This is a genomic window from Achromobacter maghribensis, from assembly GCF_057334215.1.
In genome coordinates this window covers 1-16,393 of the sequence record NZ_JBHFII010000005.1, presented here as the reverse complement: position 1 = coordinate 16,393, position 16,393 = coordinate 1, and the positions used below count along the sequence as shown (strand labels likewise).

Genomic DNA, 16,393 nt, shown 5'->3' with positions numbered 1-16,393 from the left:
GGCCCTCGGCGCCTTCGCCGCGGCGCTCGAAGGAGACGGCCATGCGCTCCATGTCCTCGGCCATGCGCAGCACTTCCTGGCCGGTGTCGGTCAGCACCAAGCCGCCCGTGGTGCGCAGGAACAACCGGCTGCCCAACGCTCGCTCCAGCCCGGTCAGACGCCGGCTCACCGTCGTCTGGTCGATGGCCAGTTGCTGCGCCGCCCCGCGCAAGGTGCCGGCGCGCTGAACGGTCAGGAATATCCGCACGTCGTCCCAATTCATCGTCGCCTCTCCTGCCAATGCTGCAAAAATGCAGCCCTTGGCTGCCAATTTATGCATTTTCACATGGAAGGCGTATCCGTAGCATGGGTCAACTTTCTGAACCCTTGATGCGCAGCCCTTTGGCTGCCGGGAACTGCCATGCCTCGCTTATCGTTCATTCTGACCGTTGCCATGCTCAGCGCCTTCGGCCTGATCGCTTCGGATGTCTATCTGCCGGCCATGCCCAGCATGACCACGGAGTTCGGTGTCGCCGACTGGCAGATGCCGCAGACGATCTCGTTCTACCTGCTGGCCCTGGCCATTGCCCAGTTGGCCTACGGACCGCTGTCGGATCGCCATGGTCGCAAGCCCGTATTGCTGGCCGGCGTCGGCCTCTACGTCGTCGGCTCGGTGGGCTGCGCCACCGCCGATACCTACAACGGGTTTCTGGCGTGGCGCATGCTGGAGGCGGTCGGCGCGGCTGCAGGCCTTGTCATCGGGCGCGCCTTGATCGCCGATACCTGTGACAAGCGCACCTCGGCCAAGGTTTATGCGGTGATCTACCCGCTGGTGTCGCTGTCGCCGGCCCTGGCGCCGGCCATCGGCGGGCACCTGGCGGCGGCCTACGGCTGGCGGGCCGATTTCCTGTTCGTCGCAGCGTTCGGTGTGGTGGCATTGCTGATGGCGGTGACGCTGCTGCCGGAAACACTTGCCCTCGCTGCCCGCGCCCGGACCTCTCCCTTTGCGGGTTTCAGTCACGTCCTGCGTGACCGGACCTTTCGCCGCTATACCGTGGTGGTCTGCACGATCTATTGCGCCTGGTTCGTCTATTTGACCCAATCGCCGTTTCTTTTCGCGCGCCTCGGTTTGAGCGAGGAGCAGAGCGGCTGGATGTACCTGCCGCTGACGGCTGGCATCATCGGCGCCAACCTGGTGGCGAAACGCTTGCTTGATCGCTGGCCCTATGACCGCATCCTGGCGGCCGGCATTCTGTGCTTCGTGCTTGGCGGCGTGGCATTCATGGCCGTGGTGCTGCTGGGGCTGCATGGCTCGGCCGCCGTGGTGCTGCCCATGTGCCTGGTCAGTCTTGCCAATGGTTCGTCGTTGTCGCTGGCCGTGTCTGGGGCGATTGCCAGCGAGCACGGACATGCGGCGACCGCATCGGGATTGGTGGGGTTCTTTCAAATCGGCAGCGCCGCACTGATGGCGATGGGGGTCAGCGCGCTCTTCGGCACCGGCCCTGGCGTGCTTGGCGGCACGGTGCTGATACTCAGCGTCGTGGCGCTGTCCGCCTGCCAGCCATGGGTGGCAAGATGCCGGACGGGCGTGGCCTGAGAACCACCCCGTACATCTGTTAATGCGGTGCTGGGAAGGGTGAAAAAAAACCGGCCGCCCTTTGGGGGCGCCGGTTTTTCGTCCTGGCGGCCAGCGGCCGCCAAGCCAGGGCTTAGCCGATGGAGGCCAGCACCTGGTTCAGCGTGGCGCTGGGGCGCATGGCCTGGCTGGCGCGGGCTTCGTTCGGCTGGTAGTAACCGCCGATGTCGACCGGCTTGCCTTGGGCCGCCTTCAGTTCTTCAACGATCTTGGCTTCGCTTTCAGCGAGCGCGCCAGCGGCGCCGGCGAACTGGGCTGCCAGTGCGCGGTCGTCGGTTTGCGCGGCCACGGCCTGGGCCCAGTACATGGCCAGGTAGAAGTGGCTGCCGCGGTTGTCCAGGCCGCCGACCTTGCGGTCAGGCGACTTGTTTTCGTCCAGGAACTTGGCGGTTGCCTGATCCAGCGTTTTGGCCAGGATCTGGGCGGTCGGGTTCTTGTACGTGCGGCCCAGGTGGTCCAGGGATTCGGCCAACGCCATGAATTCGCCCAGCGAATCCCAGCGCAGGAAGCCTTCTTCCAGGAACTGCTGCACGTGCTTCGGCGCCGAACCGCCGGCGCCCGTTTCGAACAGGCCGCCGCCGGCGACCAGCGGAACGATCGACAGCATCTTGGCGCTGGTGCCCAGTTCCATGATGGGGAAGAGATCGGTCAGGTAGTCGCGCAGCACGTTGCCGGTGACCGAAATCGTGTCCAGGCCTTCGCGGATGCGCTTGACCGAGAACTTGGTGGCTTCAACCGGATCCAGGATGCGCAGGTCCAGGCCGCTGGTGTCGTGGTCGTTCAGGTACTGCTTCACCTTGGCGATGACCTGGGCGTCGTGGGCGCGCTTTTCGTCCAGCCAGAAGACGGCAGGCGTCTTGCTGGCGCGGGCGCGGGCGACGGCCAGCTTGACCCAATCCTGGATCGCGGCGTCTTTGGTCTGGCACATGCGCCAGAGGTCGCCGGCTTCCACGGCTTGTTCCAGCAGGACCTTGCCCGACGCGTCGGTGACGCGCACGGTGCCCGATGCCGGGACGACGAAGGTCTTGTTGTGCGAACCGTATTCTTCGGCGGCTTGCGCCATCAGGCCGACGTTGGGCACGCTGCCCATCGTGACCGGATTGAAGGCGCCATTCTTCTTGCAGTCGTCGATGACGGCCTGGTAGACGCCGGCGTAGCTGCGGTCGGGGATGACGGCCTTGGTGTCTTGCAGTTGGCCTTCGGCGTTCCACATCTTGCCCGAGTCGCGAATCATGGCGGGCATGGATGCGTCGACGATGACGTCGCTGGGCACGTGCAGGTTGGTGATGCCGCGGTCGGAATTGACCATCGCCAGTTGCGGCAGCGTCTTGTAGGCGGCGTCGATGTCGGCGGTGATCGCGGCTTGCTGGTCAGCGGGCAGCGATTGGATCTTGGCGTACAGGTCGCCGATACCGTTGTTGGCGTCGAAGCCGGCTTGCTTGAGCACGGCGGCATGCTTGGCCAGCACGTCCTTGTAGAACACGGACACGACGTGGCCGAAGATGACGGGGTCCGAGACCTTCATCATCGTGGCTTTCAGGTGCACCGAGAACAGCACGCCGGTGGTCTTGGCGTCGTCGATCTGGGCTTGCAGGAACGACTTCAGCTTGGCGGTCGACAGCACGGCGGCGTCGATGATCTCGCCGGCCTTGACCGGGGTCTTTTCCTTCAGGACCGTCTTGGTACCGTCAGCGGCGGTCAGTTCGATCTTGACGTCGCCGGCTTCGGCGATCAGCGCCGATTTTTCGGTGCCGTAGAAATCGCCCTCGGACATGTGGGACACATGCGACTTCGAATCGGCCGACCAGGCGCCCATCTTGTGCGGGTGCTTGCGGGCGTAGTTCTTCACCGACAGCGGCGCGCGGCGGTCGGAGTTGCCTTCACGCAGGACCGGATTCACGGCGCTGCCCTTGACCTTGTCGTAGCGCGCTTTCACGTCGCGTTCGGTGTCGTTGGCGGGGGCGTCCGGATAGTCGGGCAGCTTGTAGCCCTGTTCCTGCAGTTCCTTGATGGCCGCCTTCAGTTGGGGCATCGAGGCGCTGATGTTCGGCAGCTTGATGATGTTGGCTTCCGGCTTGACGGCCAGGGCGCCCAGCTCGGCCAGCGCGTCTGCGAGCTTCTGGCTGTCTTCGAGATAATCCGGGAAGAGGGCGATGATGCGGCCGGCCAGGGAGATGTCGCGCGTCTCGACCGTGATGCCTGCGGGCTTGGCGAAAGCCTGGACGATGGGAAGCAGCGAACGGGTTGCAAGCGCCGGAGCTTCATCGGTGAGGGTATAGATAATCTTCGGAGTAAGAGACATGATCCTTGAATCTGTTCGGCTGAGGCGCTTTTGGCGCAAACCCGAACATGCTAAGCGGCGTACGCCGGTAGATGTTATCGAGAGTGGGTTCGTATGGGCTGACCCGGATCAACGATCCGGAGCGGTCCAAATCGGCAGGAGCCCGCCCTTTATTTGATGCCCGGTTGCCCGGCGCATTCCGAGAGGTGCGACTGCCACGAATCGAACATTGTAATACCGCGATACGGCCAGCGTGCACGGAAATAGCCGCCAAAGTCTGTCTTATGGGCTCGATATCGCATCAATACGGCCTCGATATGGCGGGATGGCCGAATTCCGGCAACGGACCCGGCCAGGGCATGGCGCCCGTATTTGACAAACCGGCGCGCCGGGCGCAAGCTTTGGCCCATGACTTCCCGCGCCGTCCGCATTTCGCTGATTATTACCATCATTCCTGGAATGGTGGGTTAGCGCGCGACCGCAGTCAGTCACAGCCACCCGCCCCACGAGGCGGGTTTTTTGTGGCCGCCTCTGCAGGGCAAAATCCCAACGCAGAGAACCCCATGTCCGCTTGCTCCCCCGCCGCCGCCGTCGACTCCACAGCCGACACCCCCGCCGCCACTCGCGCTTTCCAGGACGGCAACGCCTCGCCCATCGAATACCTGCGCCAGATCCTGACTGCCCGGGTGTATGACATTGCCCGCGAGACCGAACTGGACCCGGCGCGCGGCCTGTCGGCCCGGCTAAACAACACGGTGCATCTGAAGCGGGAAGACAACCAGCCCGTCTTCTCGTTCAAAGTGCGCGGGGCCTACAACAAGATGCGCAACACGCCGCAAGCGGCGCTGGACCGCGGGGTGATCACCGCGTCGGCCGGCAACCATGCGCAAGGCGTGGCCATTTCGGCAGCGAAATTGGGTGTGCGGGCCATTATCGTCGTCCCGCAGACGGCGCCGCAGGTCAAGGTGGATGCCGTGCGTGCGCATGGCGGTCCGACCGTCACGGTGGTGCAGGCGGGCGACTCCTACAGCGACGCCTACGCGCATGCGCAAACGCTTGCGCAGCAACAGGACCTGACCTTCATTCCCGCCTTCGACGATCCGTATGTGATCGCGGGGCAGGGCACCGTCGGCATGGAAATCCTGCGCCAGCACCGCGGCGCCTTGCATGCGATTTTCGTGCCGATCGGCGGGGGCAGCCTGGCGGCGGGCGTATCGGCGTACGTGAAGACGGTGAATCCAGAGGTAAAGGTCATTGGCGTGCAAACCGAGGATTCCTGCGCGATGGCGCAATCGATCCGGGCGGGCGAACGCGTGAATCTGCCGGAAGTGGGGCTATTTTCGGACGGGACGGCGGTCAAGCTGGTGGGCGAGGAAACGTTCCGCCTGTGCCGCGAGTATCTGGACGAAGTCATCCTGGTGGACACGGACGCGGTATGCGCGGCGATAAAGGATATGTTCCTGGATACGCGCAGCGTGCTGGAGCCGGCCGGCGCGCTGGCGGTGGCAGGGCTGAAGAAATACGTGGAACGCGAAGGCGCGCAGGGCCTGTCGCTGGTAGCCGTGACGTCCGGCGCCAACATGAACTTCGATCGCATGCGCTTCGTGGCCGACCGCGCCGAGGTCGGCGAAGCGCGCGAAGCCGTGTTTGCCGTGACGGTGCCCGAAGAACGCGGCAGCTTCCGCCGCTTCTGCCGTGTCCTGGGAGCGCGCAGCGTGACCGAATTCAATTACCGCATCGCCGACGCGCGCACCGCGCACATCTTCGTCAGCATGCAGATCGCGCGTCGCGGCGAGGCGGCCGACATCATGGCCGCCCTGGAGGAACAGGGGTTCTCGGTCAACGACCTGACGCACAACGAGGTGTCCAAGCAGCACATCCGCTACATGGTGGGCGGGCGTTCGCCCTTGGCGGGCGGCGAACGCCTGTTCCGCTTCGAATTCCCCGAACGGCCGGGCGCGCTGATGAAGTTCCTGTCGGAAATGGCGCCCAACTGGAACATCAGCCTGTTCCACTATCGCAACCAGGGGGCGGACTTCAGTTCGGCGCTGGTGGGCATTCAGGCGCCGCTGGCCGACAGCGCGGCGCTGGACGCCTTCCTGCTGCAACTGGGTTACGCGCACTTCGAGGAAACCGACAACGAGGCGTATCGGCAGTTTCTGATTTAAGCGCCAAGTAGTCTGCGGCGTCAGCCCCGTTTGCAATTCGGCTTGGAGGGCAAGGCCACACCGGGTTTCAACTGCAACGTGGCGCGGCCCGCCGTCTGCGCCAATTGCAGCGTGGCGGCGCGCCAGGCGGGCACGTCGTCAAACAGCACGTCGCGCTTGGTCGAGGACGGATATAGCGGATCCGGCCGGTTGAATTCGATGGTGGGCAAGGCGACGCAGGTGTCCTTGACATCCAGGCGTGCCACTTCCTGGCCAGTGGACAGGCGCACCGCACGAAATGCCAGCGGCGTGTCCACGAATTTGGCCACCTCCGGCACGATCCGCATGTCTCCCTGCGCGTCCTTGATGCGCGTTGCCGGCTGCACCACCACGGCGTCGCGGCCAGGCGGAATGGCCAGATAGGCCACGTCGCCATCCACATCCAGCAACTTGCCCACGCCCAGGTTCACGGCCTTGAGGGTAGCGTGCCGGATCATTACCGTTTCAGCCCATGCGGTTTCCACGCGGGTCCAGCCGGGCAGGCGCGCGTCTTCAAAGCGCGTGCCACTGGGCTTGTCGCGGTCGGGCTGCGTGGACAGCGCCAATCGGTTCACACGCAACGCGCCATTGATCACTTGCAAATGCGCCAGCGCGGTGTTGGCGCTGGAGCTGGTGAAGTAAGCCAGCACGGCGTCGGTCTCCAGCACACGCGCGTTGGCTGCACAGAAGAAGGCGGCAGCGGCCATGTTGCGCCCATCCGGGTACAACAGCTTGCCCACGTCCTTGCCGCAAAGTTTGTTGCCCTGGAACGAAATGGTGGTGCTGCGGGTATTTTGGCGCTGGCCGGTATTCCAGTCCTGGCGGCCATGGGTGGTGACGTCGACGACGAGGCCGTGGTTGTCGTAGACCACGGAGGCGCCCGCGGGCGCGGCAAGCAAGCTGAGAAAAAACGCCATGATGCGGCTTCTCGTCATTCGGCGGGCTCTCCTGGATGGCGTGCATGATGAAACGTCATGGGGGTGACTATATACCGCGCGGGATCCTGCTCCCGCAATCGCTGCCTTGAAATTAGGAATGTTATTACATTACACTTGCGGCCCGTTTGCTTCTTTCTGACGCGGCCGATCCGCATCCGCCGCAGCCGCACCCATGTCATCCCAGCCTTTCGCTTCACCCGCCGCGCCGGGCGCGCGCCTGCGTTCCATTGACGCCTTGCGCGGCTTGGTCATCATCATCATGTTGCTCGACCATGTGCGCGAGACCTTCTTTTTACATCATCAGGTCGTCGACCCGATGGATGTGTCGGCCACGGACCCCGCGCTGTACTTTTCACGTCTGCTGGCGCATCTTTGCGCACCCGTGTTTGTTTTTCTGACGGGTATGTCCGCCTGGCTGTACGGCGCCAAGGCGGGTAGCCGGGCCGCGGCAGCCGCATTCCTGGCCAAGCGCGGGCTGTTCCTTGTCCTACTGGAAGTGCTGGTCGTGAATTTCGCGTGGACGTTCCAGTTCCCGCCGTCGGTCGTCTACCTGCAAGTGATCTGGGTGATCGGCCTGAGCATGCTGGCGCTGGCCGCCTTGCTGTGGCTGCCGCGCGCCGCCCTGGTGGTGATCGGCGTGGTGTTGGTGGCGGGGCACAACGCGCTGGACGCCGTGCACTTCGCCGAAGGCGAATTCATGCACGTGCCTTGGGCGGTTCTGCACGACAGGGGCTGGATACACCTGGGTGACGCCTTGCGTCTGCGAACGTCGTATCCCTTGCTGCCCTGGATCGGCGTGATCGCGCTGGGCTTTGCCGTGGGTCCGTGGTTCCAGGCGGGAATGCCGGCCGCGGTGCGGCAACGCCGCCTGTGGCTGGCGGGCTTCGCGGCGCTGGCCGGCTTTGCCGTGCTGCGCGCGATCAACGGCTATGGGCAGGCACAACCGTGGGCCGTGCAGACGGATGCGCTGCATACCGTGATGAGCTTCCTCAATATCACCAAGTACCCACCGTCGCTGATGTTCCTGCTGCTGACGCTAGGCCTTGGCCTGTGCCTGCTGGTGCTGATCGAACGCGCACAGTCGGCCGCGTGGGTCGGCGTGCTGTGTGTGTTCGGCGCCGCGCCGATGTTCTTCTACCTGCTGCACCTTTACGTGTTGAAGGTGCTGTACCTGACGGGCGAGGGCGTCTGGGGCTTGAATCACGGCAAGTTCTTTGGCGTGGATCAGTTATGGGCGGTCTGGCTGATTGCGGCGTTGCTGGCGGTAGCGCTGTATTGGCCCGTGCGATGGTTCGGCCGCCTGAAGGCGGCGCGCCGCGACATCTTCTGGCTCAAGTACCTGTGATGGCTGTGCGTCAGTGCGGGTGGCGTGTCTGGAGCGTGGGCGCGGGCGCCTTGTCGGCGGCGTGCGCGGTCGGGGCGGAGCCCAGCCCCGAGTCCAGCTCCGTCACGCTGTATGGCGTGGTGGACTTGAGCATGGCGGGCGTGTCGACGCCGGACCGTGGCACGTCGCTGAGCATGCAATCGGGCGTGCAATCGGGATCGCGTTGGGGCCTGCGCGGCACCGAAGACCTGGGCAACGGCCTGCGCGCCAATTTCCAGCTGGAAAGCGGTGTCGCGGCAAACAACGGCAAGTCCGCGCAGGGCGGGCGGTTGTTCGGCCGGGCCGCATGGGCGGGGGTGTCGGGGGCGTGGGGCGAGCTGCGGCTGGGCCGCCAGACGTCGGTGTCCTCGGCCACGCTGGCGGACTACGATGCGTTCCTGGCGTCCTACCTGAACCTGGGCGCACAGACCGCGCTGCTGCCGTTCAACGCCAACCGGGGGGACAACACCGTGGCGTTCTGGAGCCGGTCGGCGGGCGGATGGCGCGCGGGGGCCGGCGTCAGCCTGGACTACGACGGCGGCGGCGGATTTCAAACCTCGTCCAACAACAAGCTGTACAGCGCGGCGTTGATATACGAACAGCCTGCCTACGCCGTCACCCTTACCTACGAGGGCGCGCGCTGGGCGGACGGCACGGCGCAGTCGGCCGCCATGGCCCAGGCGGGCGGCGCGCAGCAGCCCGATGCCTACACACTGGCGGGCCGCGCCACCCTTGGCGCATTCACGCTGTATGCGGCCGGTTCCGTCATGCGCCACGGTTCCACGATTCCTTCCGTGCCATCGCCAGGGCAACGCGCGTATTTTCCCGGCAGCACCGTGCATGGGTTGATGGCGGGCGCCACGTGGCGCATCGGCGCCGGCACGATCATGGCGTCATGGCAGGCCAGTTTGCCCGGCGGCGGCGGTTTGGCCCGCCAAGGCGCCACGCATACGCAGCAGACGTATTCGGCGGGCTACGCCTTCGACCTGTCCAGGCGTACCAACCTGTACGCCGTGTATGGCTATTTGCGCGGCGCATGGGCGGACCCGTCGTGGCACGAGTCGCAATACGCCATCGGAATCCGGCACCGGTATTGAATCGGTGCGCGGGGGGATGAAGGCACACCGGCTTAGTGCAGGATCTGGCTCAGGAACAGCTGTGTCCGCTCGTTCTGCGGGTTATCGAAGAACGCGTCCGGGTTGTTCTGTTCGATGATCTCGCCGCGGTCCATGAAGATCACGCGGTTGGCGACTTTGCGCGCGAAGCCCATTTCGTGGGTCACGCAGATCATCGTCATGCCGCTTTCCTGGGCTAGCGTCACCATCACGTCCAGCACTTCCTTGACCATCTCCGGATCCAGCGCGGATGTCGGTTCGTCGAACAGCATGACCTTGGGGTTCATGCAAAGCGAGCGTGCGATGGCCACGCGCTGCTGCTGTCCACCCGACAACTGGCCCGGAAACTTCTTGGCCTGATCGGGGATGCGCACGCGTTCCAGGTACTTCATCGCCGTGGCCTCGGCTTCGGCGCGCGGCTGCTTCAGCACCCACATGGGGCCCAGCGTCAGGTTTTCCAGCACCGTCAGGTGGGGAAACAGGTTGAAGTGCTGGAACACCATGCCGACCTCGCGGCGGATGGTCTCGATGTGTTTCAGGTCGTTGGTCAGCTCGGTGCCGTCAACAATGATCTGCCCCTGCTGGTGCTCTTCCAGCCGGTTGATGCAGCGGATCATGGTGGACTTGCCCGAGCCCGACGGGCCGCACACCACGATGCGCTCACCGGGTGCGACGTCCAGGTTGATGTTGCGCAGCACGTGGAACTGGCCGTACCACTTGTTCACGCCCTGCAATCGGATAATGGAATCCGGCATGCTTGGTCTCCGTAAGGGTTACCGGGTTGACGCCGCGCGATCAGCGCGCGTGCCCGGTGGCCAGGCGCTTTTCCAGCGCCTGGCTGTATTTGGACATGGAATAGCAAAAGACGAAGTAGATCAGCGAGATAAAGAGATAAGCCTCTACCCCGAAACCCCGCCACGCCGCGTCGGACAAGGCCGCCTTGGCCGCCAGCGTCAAATCGAAAATGCCGATGATGACGACCAGCGACGTGTCCTTGAACAGGCTGATGAAAATACCGACGAGCGGCGGAATCACGATCTTCAGCGCTTGCGGCAGGATGATCTTGCGCATCTGCTGCCAGTAGTTCAGGCCCAGCGAATCGGCGCCTTCGTACTGCCCCTTCGGAATGGCCTGCAACCCGCCGCGCACCGTTTCCGCGATGTAGGCCGCGGCGAACATGATGATGGCGATCTGCGCGCGCAGCAGCTTGTCGATGGTGAAGCCTTCGGGCAGGAACAAGGGCAGCATCACCGACGACATGAACAGCAGGCTGATCAGCGGCACGCCGCGTATCAGTTCGATGTACACGACGCAGAGCGCCTTGATGGCGGGCATTTTCGACCGCCGGCCCAGGGCCAGCATCACGCCGATCGGGAAGGCAAAGGCAATGCCGAAGGTGGCCAGGATTAGCGTCAACGGCAGGCCGCCCCAGCGCGAGTTCTCGACATAGGTCAGGCCGAACACGCCGCCCCACATCAAGAGCGCCACGGCCGTCAGGCCGACGGTCCAAATCAGGGCCAGCTTGCCGTTCCAGAAGCGCCGCATGCCGCTGCACGCGATCACGCCAACCAGGATCAGCGTTGCGATCAACGGACGCCATTGTTCGTCGAACGGATAGGTGCCGAACAGGATCAGCCGATGCTTTTCAACGATGAACGCCCAGCAGGCGCCGCCGACGGAAGCGCGGCATTCCATGGCATTGGTGGCGGTGAAGTTGGCTTTCAGGAAAGCCCATTCCACCAGCGCCGGCAAGGACATCAAGAGAAACCACGCCAGCAGTACCGTGATCAGGATGTTCAGCGGCGACGAAAGCAGGCGGGACCGTACCCAGGCCCACGCGCCCACCTGCGTGCTGGGTGGGGGCAGGGCGTCGGTGAAGGAATGCGTAGTGCTGCTCATCTCAACGCTCCACCAGCGCGATGCGCTTGTTGTACCAATTCATGAATATCGAGATCGACAGGCTGACCGTCAGGTAGGCGCCCATGATGATGAGGATGCCCTCGATGGCCTGGCCGGTCTGGTTAAGCGTGGTGTTCACCACCGACACGATGTCCGGGTAGCCGATGGCGACTGCCAGCGAACTGTTCTTCAGCAGGTTCAGGTATTGGCTGGTCATCGGGGGGATGATCACGCGCAAGGCCTGCGGCAGCACGACCAGCCGCAGCACTTTCGCGCGTGGCAAGCCCAACGAACCGGCGGCTTCCCACTGGCCGTTGTTGACCGCCTGGATGCCCGATCGCACCACTTCGGCGATGAACGCCGAGGTGTAGACGGTCAGGCCCAGGAACAGGGCGACGAATTCCGGCGACAGCGTCAGCCCGCCGACGAAGTTGAAGCCCTTCAATGCCGGCATGTCCAGCGTCAGCGATGCGCCGCCGGCCAGCCACCCCAAGAATGGCATGCCGGTCAACAGGCCGATGGCGACGCGGCCCAACGGGAACGCGCGCCCCGTGGCTTCCTGGCGCTTGGTGCCCCAATGGCCCAGCACCAGGATTGCCACGATGGCCAGGGCCAGGCCGCCCAGTACCCAGTCCAGCGACGTGCCTTCCAGCCCGGGCACTTTCAGGCCCCGATTGGAAATGAACACGCCCGGCAAGGGGTGGTGCGCCTGGCGCGGGCCGGGCATGTTCTCGGTGATCAGCGCATACCAGAAGAACAATTGCAGCAAGAGCGGCACGTTGCGCATCACCTCGACATACACCGAGGTGATTTTCTTGACGAGCCAGTTCTTCGACAGGCGGCCGATGCCGATCAAGACGCCCAGAACCGTCGCGGCGACCAGCGCCAATAATCCCACGCGCAGCGTGTTCAGCACGCCCACGAAGATGGCGCGGCCATAGGTGTCGGCCGGGCCGTAGGCGATGACGGATTCGCCGATGGCAAACCCGGCCTCGCGGTCCAGGAAACCGAACCCCGTGGCGATGTTGCGCATCGACAGGTTGTGCAGCGTGTTGTGCACCAGGAACCAGACGCTGGCCCCGACCAGCGTCAGGGCCAGCACCTGGTAGACCAGCGCGCGGGTGGCCGGATCGTTCCAGGAAACCCGGTGCGCGGGCCGCGGCACCGGGGATTGCGCGGTGTGCTTGGCCACGGCTTATTCCGCCATCAAGACTTTGACGGCCGCTTCCAGGCGGTCCATGCCTTGTTCGATGACTTCGGTGGACGTCGCGAACGAAAAGCGCACGTAGGGCGACAAGCCGTACGAACCGCCGTCGATCACCGCCACGCCGGCCTCGCGCAGGAAGAACAGGCTGACGTCCAGGTCGGTCTTCAGTTCGCCGGCCGGGCCGGTGCGTCCGATCAGGCCTTGCACGTTGGCATACACGTAGAAGGCGCCGTCGGGCATGGCGCACGAAATGCCGGGAATGGCGTTCAGGCGGCGCACGATCAGATCGCGTCGCGCCTTGAAGATGTCGACCATCTGCGTGACGCTGGACTGGTCGCCTTCCAGGGCGGCCTGCGCGGCCACCTGCGAGATCGCGCTGGGGCAAGACGTGCTTTGCGACATGACCGTGCTCATCGCCTTGATCAGGTCGGCGGGGCCGGCGCCGTAGCCGACGCGCCAGCCGGTCATGGCATACGACTTGGACATGCCGTTGACGATCAGCGTACGCGGAATCAGGCGCGGTTCGACCTGCACGGGCGACGCATGCGCCTGGCCGCTATAGCAGAAGGGCGCGTAGATTTCGTCGCTAAGGATCCAGACCTGCGGATGGCGCACCAGCACGTCGGTCAGCGCGCGCAACTCGGCGGCGCTGTACACGGCGCCGCTGGGGTTGCTGGGCGAATTCAGGATCAGCCAGCGGGTGCGCGGCGTGATGGCGGCTTCCAGCGTGGCGGCGTCCAGCTTGAACCCTTGCGATTCCGGGCCGGTCACGACCACGGGCTTGCCGTCGTTCAGCAGCACCATGTCGGGGTACGACACCCAGTACGGCGCGCATACGATCACTTCGTCGCCCGGTTCCAGGCTGGCCGTCAGGGCGGCGCCGATGATCTGCTTGGCGCCGGCGCCCACGGTGATCTGGTCCATGCCGTAGGCCACGCCCAGGCCCAGTTCCAGGCTGTTGGCGATGGCGCGGCGCAGCCCCACGGTGCCGTTCGGGCTGGTGTAGCGGATGTCGCCGCTGGCGATGGCGTCCTGGCCGGCGCGCGCGATGTGGGCGGGCGTGGGCATGTCGGGCTCGCCCAACGTGAAGTCGGCGATCTCGCGGCCCTGGCGGCGCAGTTCGTCGACGACGATCTTGGCGGCCATGCTGGGCGAGGGTTTGATCTGTTTCAGGCGGGAGTTAACGATGCTGTTCATGGTTAGCGCACCGGCCAGCCGTACATCAGGCCGCCTTGCGTCCATTGCTTGTTCAGGCCGCGTTCCAGCTTCAGCGGGCTGTCCTTGCCCATGGCGCGGTCATAGCTTTCGCCGTAGTTGCCCACTTGCTTGATGATGTTGTAGGCCCACTTGTCGTCCAGCCCCAGGTTCTTGCCCATGCCCGGCGTCACGCCCAGGATGCGCTGCACGTTGGGGTTGGTGCTCTTGAGCATGTCGTCCACGTTCTTCTGCGTGATGCCGTATTCCTCGGCTTCCAGCATGGCGTTCAGTGACCAGCGCACGACGTTGAACCATTGCTCGTCGCCCTGGCGGACCATCGGGCCCAACGGCTCCTTGGACAGGTTTTCTTCCAGGATTTCCCAGTCGTCTGGCTTGGCCAGGCGCGTGCGCATGTTGGCGGCGGTGTTCGACTTGTCGTTGGTGTAGGCGTCGCAACGACCCGATTCCAGCAGGCGGAAGTTCTCGTCGTAGTTCTCGACCAGAACCGGCTTGAAGGTCAGGCCGCGGCTGCGGAAGTAGTCGGCCAGGTTCAGTTCGGTGGTGGTGCCCGGCTGCACGCAGATCGTGGCGCCGTCCAGCTCCTTCACGCTTTTCACATTCATGGACTTCTTGACGATCAGCCCTTGCGCGTCATAGAAGTTCACGCCCACGCCGATCAGGCCCAGCGTAGTGTCGCGGGTCAGCGTCTGCGTCGTGTTGCGCGACAGCATGTCGATTTCGCCCGATTGCAGCGCGGTGAACTTGGCCTGCGCCGTCAGCACGTTGCCCTTCACCTTGGACGCGTCGCCGAACATGGCGGCGGCCACCGCGCGGCACATGTCCACGTCCAGGCCGGTCCATTCGCCCTTGCTGTCCAGCACCGAGAAGCCGGGGATGCCGGCAAAACCGCACTGCAAAAAGCCTTTCTTCTTGACGGCGTCGAACGTCACGCCGGCTTGGGCGCCGGACGCGGCGCACAGCAGGGTGGCCACAACGGCGGTGCTTAGAAATTTACGCATGGAGAATTCTCCTGGGGGGTCGGGAAGCGCTTGGAATAAGCGGGGGAGTCGGGGCCGCCAGACGTGCGCCGGCGGGCCCCGGACGAAGGCCGGAGCAGGCGGCGCCGCGTAAGCGGACGGGGTACGAAAAGGGAAAGTTCGCGGTGTAGCCGCTACGTGACCGGTAGGCCGGTCAGGAGATAGGCCGATGGATGCGCGTGGTGTAGCGGTGGAACGTCGTGCGGAGGGAAAGGATCGGGCTCATCGGCGGCACTTGTACAGCGTGGGTCATACGGTAGCGGGGCGTCCTGGCCGACAAGTCGTCGGGCACGGCTGTGCTAGGTCATAGGACGTATGATGGCAGCCGTCATACAAGTAGGCAAGTAAGGGGAATCCCGTAATTTCCTGATTTGCCTGGGCGTCGGATGGCCGCCCAGGGACACGCGGAGGCCTATTGCGCCGGCGCTTGCGACAGAAGCTTGCGATAGCGCGCGATGCTGTCGCCCAGGTGGCGCGCCATCGCCGCGCGCGCGGCGCCGGGGTCGCGGCGCATGATGGCGGTCAGGATGGCTTCGTGTTCGCGCACGTTGCGGGTTTCGTACGTTTCCAGCTCTTGGGGGGTCTTGCCGCCGTGCTTGATGTTGAGGTCCAGCATCACGTCGCGCACCGCCGCCTTCAACAGCGCCGGAAAGTGCGGGTTGTTGGAGGCTTTGGCAATGGACAGGTGGAATTCGTAATCTGCCTTCACCGCCGCTTCCATGTCTCGCGTGGCGCGGTTGAAGGCGTCAAACGCTTCGACGATGCCGCTCAGGTCGGCGGCCGTGCGGCGCTCTGCCGCAAGCCCACAGGCCTCGACTTCCAGGCCGGCGCGCAGTTCCATGATGTGCAGCGCCCAGCGCGGGTCCGCGGCGGGTTCAATGACGAAATCGATGGGCTTTTCACGGTCCTCCGTGACGAACACGCCGATGCCGGGCTTGCTGACCAGGCGACCGCTCAGGCGCATCGACGCGACGGCTTCACGGACGACCGTGCGGCTGACGTCGAACTCGTCGCAAAGCTGGTGTTCCGAAGGCAGTTTGTCGCCCGCCCGGTACAGGCGCGTATCCAGGCGTTTGGTCAGTTCCTCGATCACCACATCGGTCAGGCGCGAACGCGGGCGGGGCCGGGCAGGAGTTTGCATCGTCTCTCTTATGGATAAGGCGGAAAGGCAGGCCGTAAGCCAGCGGCCGGAGCCGCAAGTGTACGCTTTTCACGTTCCGCACCCGATTGTCCAGACCCGTGGAGGCCGTCTGGTAAGGGCCCGTCCCGCCGGCGCACGCCCGGCAATAAAAACGCCCTCCGGAGGGAGGGCGTCTGCCGTGCTGTCGCGCAAGGCTTACTGCGGGCCGAGCTTCTTGATCAGGGCGTTAAGCATTTCAAGCTCTTCACCGGTCAGGTCGGTCAGCGGGGCGCGCACGGGGCCTGCGTCGTGGCCGACCAGCTTGGCGCCGGCCTTGACGATGCTGACGGCGTAGCCGGCCTTGCGGTTGCGGATTTCCAGGTACGGCAGGAAGAAGTCATCCAGCAGGCGGTTGGTGGTGGCCGAGTCCCCGGC

At 64.7% G+C, this 16,393-nt stretch carries 13 protein-coding genes and 1 pseudogene; 4 read left to right on the top strand and 10 right to left on the bottom strand.

From position 1 onward, the window contains the following. Positions 1-262: LysR family transcriptional regulator (locus ACE039_RS01555; protein WP_485821501.1), on the bottom strand; the 262-nt coding region annotated here is incomplete at its 3' end. Positions 263-400: 138 nt separating this feature from the next. Between ACE039_RS01555 and ACE039_RS01550 the strand changes: the two genes are divergently transcribed. After that, positions 401-1,576 carry a multidrug effflux MFS transporter gene (locus ACE039_RS01550; protein WP_485821500.1) on the top strand — a complete coding sequence of 392 codons (1,176 nt, stop codon included), beginning with the start codon at positions 401-403 and terminating at the stop codon, positions 1,574-1,576. A gap of 112 nt (positions 1,577-1,688) precedes the next feature. Here ACE039_RS01550 and ACE039_RS01545 read toward each other — a convergent pair whose 3' ends face one another. Continuing rightward, entirely contained in the window at positions 1,689-3,917 is a 2,229-nt protein-coding gene (locus ACE039_RS01545) for an NADP-dependent isocitrate dehydrogenase (RefSeq protein WP_485821499.1), read from the bottom strand. 542 nt (positions 3,918-4,459) lie between these two features. On the opposite strand from ACE039_RS01545, the gene ilvA reads away from it, so the two are divergent. Further along, positions 4,460-6,064: a threonine ammonia-lyase, biosynthetic gene (ilvA, locus tag ACE039_RS01540; RefSeq protein WP_485821498.1), complete on the top strand. Its 1,605-nt coding sequence runs from the start codon at positions 4,460-4,462 to the stop codon at positions 6,062-6,064. Between the two features lie 20 nt (positions 6,065-6,084). On the opposite strand, the gene ACE039_RS01535 is transcribed toward ilvA, so the two are convergent. Next, entirely contained in the window at positions 6,085-7,017 is a 933-nt protein-coding gene (locus tag ACE039_RS01535; RefSeq protein WP_485821497.1) for a hypothetical protein, read from the bottom strand. 175 nt (positions 7,018-7,192) lie between these two features. On the opposite strand from ACE039_RS01535, the gene ACE039_RS01530 reads away from it, so the two are divergent. Together ACE039_RS01530 and ACE039_RS01525 are read left to right on the top strand one after the other, a co-directional pair. Further along, positions 7,193-8,365 (top strand): acetyltransferase domain-containing protein, encoded by a 1,173-nt coding sequence (locus tag ACE039_RS01530; protein WP_485821496.1) that lies wholly within the window; start codon positions 7,193-7,195, stop codon positions 8,363-8,365. Then, positions 8,365-9,480, top strand: a complete 1,116-nt coding sequence (locus tag ACE039_RS01525; RefSeq protein ID WP_485821495.1) for a porin — start codon at positions 8,365-8,367, stop codon at positions 9,478-9,480. The genes ACE039_RS01530 and ACE039_RS01525 overlap by 1 nt, the downstream gene beginning before the upstream one ends. Positions 9,481-9,512: 32 nt before the next feature. Here the strand turns inward: ACE039_RS01525 and ACE039_RS01520 are convergent, their stop codons facing one another. From ACE039_RS01520 to ACE039_RS01490, 7 genes and pseudogenes are all read right to left on the bottom strand, one after another. Next, positions 9,513-10,253 (bottom strand): amino acid ABC transporter ATP-binding protein, encoded by a 741-nt coding sequence (locus tag ACE039_RS01520; protein WP_105557309.1) that lies wholly within the window; start codon positions 10,251-10,253, stop codon positions 9,513-9,515. 40 nt (positions 10,254-10,293) lie between these two features. Beyond that, positions 10,294-11,397: an amino acid ABC transporter permease gene (locus tag ACE039_RS01515; RefSeq protein ID WP_485821494.1), complete on the bottom strand. Its 1,104-nt coding sequence runs from the start codon at positions 11,395-11,397 to the stop codon at positions 10,294-10,296. 1 nt (position 11,398) lies between these two features. Continuing rightward, positions 11,399-12,562 carry an amino acid ABC transporter permease gene (locus ACE039_RS01510; RefSeq protein WP_485821642.1) on the bottom strand — a complete coding sequence of 388 codons (1,164 nt, stop codon included), beginning with the start codon at positions 12,560-12,562 and terminating at the stop codon, positions 11,399-11,401. Between the two features lie 30 nt (positions 12,563-12,592). After that, entirely contained in the window at positions 12,593-13,801 is a 1,209-nt protein-coding gene (locus tag ACE039_RS01505) for an aminotransferase class I/II-fold pyridoxal phosphate-dependent enzyme (RefSeq protein WP_485821493.1), read from the bottom strand. Between the two features lie 2 nt (positions 13,802-13,803). Then, positions 13,804-14,820, bottom strand: coding sequence for an amino acid ABC transporter substrate-binding protein (locus ACE039_RS01500; RefSeq protein WP_313464365.1), 1,017 nt, complete (start codon positions 14,818-14,820; stop codon positions 13,804-13,806). A 430-nt stretch (positions 14,821-15,250) separates the two neighbouring features. Beyond that, complete coding sequence (locus ACE039_RS01495; protein WP_105557314.1) at positions 15,251-15,979, bottom strand: FadR/GntR family transcriptional regulator; 729 nt, start codon at positions 15,977-15,979, stop codon at positions 15,251-15,253. A gap of 195 nt (positions 15,980-16,174) precedes the next feature. Then, positions 16,175-16,393 (bottom strand): annotated as a pseudogene (locus ACE039_RS01490) (5-dehydro-4-deoxyglucarate dehydratase); the annotation flags it as partial.